This is a genomic window from Ruminococcus sp. (genome assembly GCF_017650195.1).
In the GTDB taxonomy this organism is placed as follows: domain Bacteria; phylum Bacillota; class Clostridia; order Oscillospirales; family Ruminococcaceae; genus Ruminococcus.
This window is the reverse complement of the sequence record NZ_JAGCFH010000325.1, coordinates 1-2,912: the sequence shown is the minus strand read 5'-3', so window position 1 is coordinate 2,912 and position 2,912 is coordinate 1. Positions and strand designations below refer to the sequence as shown.

Here is a 2,912-nt window from a genome sequence, read left to right as displayed (position 1 = left end):
GCATATGGTTAACAGTGGAGAGATCGTTCCAAGCTGCGGGGAGCTGCTGGCTTACGAGGTAGTAAGCAATGCCGTTCTCCTCGTCAACGGTGTAGGGCTTGAACTCTGTCCAGTTGCCGTACTCGGCGTCAGAGAATGCGAGCACGGGAGTTGTGCCTGTGTACTTGATAGCAACTTCCTTGCCCTCAAGCTCTGCCCATGAGATCTCCTGACCGGGAGTTGTGTTCTCGTAGGTCTTTGATTTGGAAGCGTCGATCTCCACGGCTTTATCTCTGAACACAGTACCTGACGAGAGGTCCTGATGTGTGTATGAAGGTATCTTTCTTTCACTGCCCCACTTTATAGAATCATCGCTCATGATCTCCATCATCTTGTTGATGATAGGGAGGCTTGCCTCGTGCCACTGTCCTGACTCACGGTCGATATAGCCGTGGCATTCGCCGGGGTCCTTAGGATTTGAAACTATATTATTGTCCCAGAGACAGCATGGAATACCGTACTTCTTTGCTGTTGTGAAGTAAAGGTTTGTCCAGTCTAAGCGAGCCTCTGTATTATCAAAGTTTGAAGTGCCCATCTCACCGATGACAACGGGTACGTCCTTATCAAGGAAAATGTCGCGCATACCCTGAAGAGTATCGGAAAGGTTCTGTGCATAAGCTCCTGTGAATACGGAGTGATCTGCAACCTTTGTATTCATAGTAAAGTCATAGGGTGTATAAGCATGTACCGAAACTGCAAGATAGTCATCGTCGGGAAGGTCTATAGCCTTCAGGAAGGTCTGTTCTGCGCTTGCGCAGTAGCCGGGGAGCATAAGGAGACGGGTCTTTGCGTAAGGGCCGTCAGTGCTTCTGATAAGGTCCACAAAGTCGTGCTCGAGCTTGTTGATAACGTCGCACTCTGGAACAGCCTCTGCTGCCCACCACTCCCAGTCTGTACCAACGGCACGGGGCTCGTTCATACATTCGAAGATAAGGTGCTGATCATAGTCCTTGAACTCTTCTGCAACCTGGCTCCATATCTTGAGAAGTCTGGGCTTGATTACGTCGTAAGCATCAACAAGGTCTTTTCTGTTGATCCATTCCTCATGGTGAACGTTGAGGATTATGTACATATCGTTTTTGATACCGTAATCAACAACTTCCTTTACACGGGCAAGCCAATCCTGGTCGATATTGTCATTGGAATCAAGGTGCTGGAACCATGTTGTAGGGATACGGACTGTATTGAAGCCCTTTGCCTTAAGCGCATCAAACAGGGTCTGATTTGCCTTGGGGCAGCCCCATGCTTCCTCGGTCTCGGTTCCGCAGTGCGGATAAGTACCGTCCTTTTCCTTGATAGTTGCATCAAGGGTATTACCGAGGTTCCAGCCAATCTTCATATTTTCTGTTATCTCAAAAGCTGTCATTGTTTTGTCCGCTGCAACAGCAACATAGTCATCGAGCGGAGCAATGTGGAGCGATGCGATCATGCAAACTGCAGCAGCAGATATGCTCACGATACGCTTCACATTTTTTGTTTGATTGAACATGATATTTTCCTCCCTAAAATATTGTTAGTTTAGGTTTTGATCTTTATGGTCCAGTGCAGAGGCCATAAAGCTTTTGACACTTTTAGTTTAGCATATTTGTAGAAAAATGTCAATATGGTTTGTGCAAAATGCAACAAATGTTGCATAGAAATATTGGTAGGATAATTAGTACAAATGCCAATTAAATCGGCGTAAAACGGGCGGTTATGTTTCTTTTGTGTTATTATTTTATAATATTTGCTTTAAATAGTTTAAAGTGTTACAATACTAAATAAAACAATTGATTTGGAAACAATTAATTAATAACTAGGTTCTTCATTTTGTTATTTTTTATGCACCTGTTTTCATGGTTAAGGCTGTAGGTTAGATGCCTATATAGGTTCTTGATTGGATACCGAAAAAACGGTAGGGTAAAAAAAACCCCTGCAATTGCAGGGGCTGAAGAGCTTACTTTTTCTTCTTTTTGGCTTCTTCAAGAACGCTTTCGACTGCGCTTTCTGTTGATTCCACAACAGTCTCAGCGGCTTCTTCTGCCTTTTTCTTGATGTCTTCGGCTATATCTGCTGCCTTATCGACAGCGTCCTCAGCCTTATCGATTGCCTCGCTCACGAGTTCTTCGGCTTCCTCTTCTGCTTCCTCGGAAGAATCCTTAGCTTTTTTGAGAGGCTCCTCGGCGACAGCGCCCTTGGACTTGATTATCTCCACCTTTTTCTTGGTGGTATCATTTACCTTTTCGGCTTCCTTGGCTATCTTGTCAGCCTCGCCGCTCTTTATGAGCTCTTTTGTTTTCTTTTTGTCTGCGATGACCTTATTGTGCTTCCTGTCGTACATATAGAAGAGCACAAGAAGGATTATACCGAGTATAAGCGTTAATACTCCAATGTTGAAGCCGGGAGGAGTATACTTCATTGATACGGTGTGGTGTCCTGCGGGAACGCGGATACCCATGAGAGTGCCGAGTACGATGACTGCGCCTTCTGCACCACTGTCATTGCGGAGTGTCACCTTTCCGGTTTCTTCGTTCTTTTCCTCGAGTATCTGGCTCTGTACTGTCTTTCCGTCGATCTTTACCTCCCAGCCGGGCTCGTAGGGAATCGAGGTCATGAGTATTTCACCGTCTGATGCGTCAACATCGCCTACAAGGTATCTGTCGTTGGTCTGGCTCATATCGAGGTTCCAGGAGTTGTCCCGAAGCTTCGCGATGTCTTCTTTAAAAGCTTCCTCGTCGAGGTAGTAGAAATTGAAGCCGGCGTTCTTCCTTACCATCATATATTCGTTGCTTCCGGTATACCGACCGTGGTCGCCTGTAGGCGGTATGGTAAGTCTGATCTCGACCTCGTCTCCCTCTTCGAAGGGGCCCATTCTTACGATAGGCGATGAATTG

At 45.9% G+C, this 2,912-nt stretch carries 2 protein-coding genes; both read right to left on the bottom strand.

Translation table 11 applies throughout. The features are described from left to right. A partial coding sequence (locus J6U00_RS14550) for a glycoside hydrolase family 5 protein (protein ID WP_296583069.1) occupies window positions 1-1,528 on the bottom strand: 1,528 nt, incomplete at its 3' end. A gap of 447 nt (window positions 1,529-1,975) precedes the next feature. Further along, a partial coding sequence (locus J6U00_RS14545) for a YfhO family protein (protein WP_296583067.1) occupies window positions 1,976-2,912 on the bottom strand: 937 nt, incomplete at its 5' end.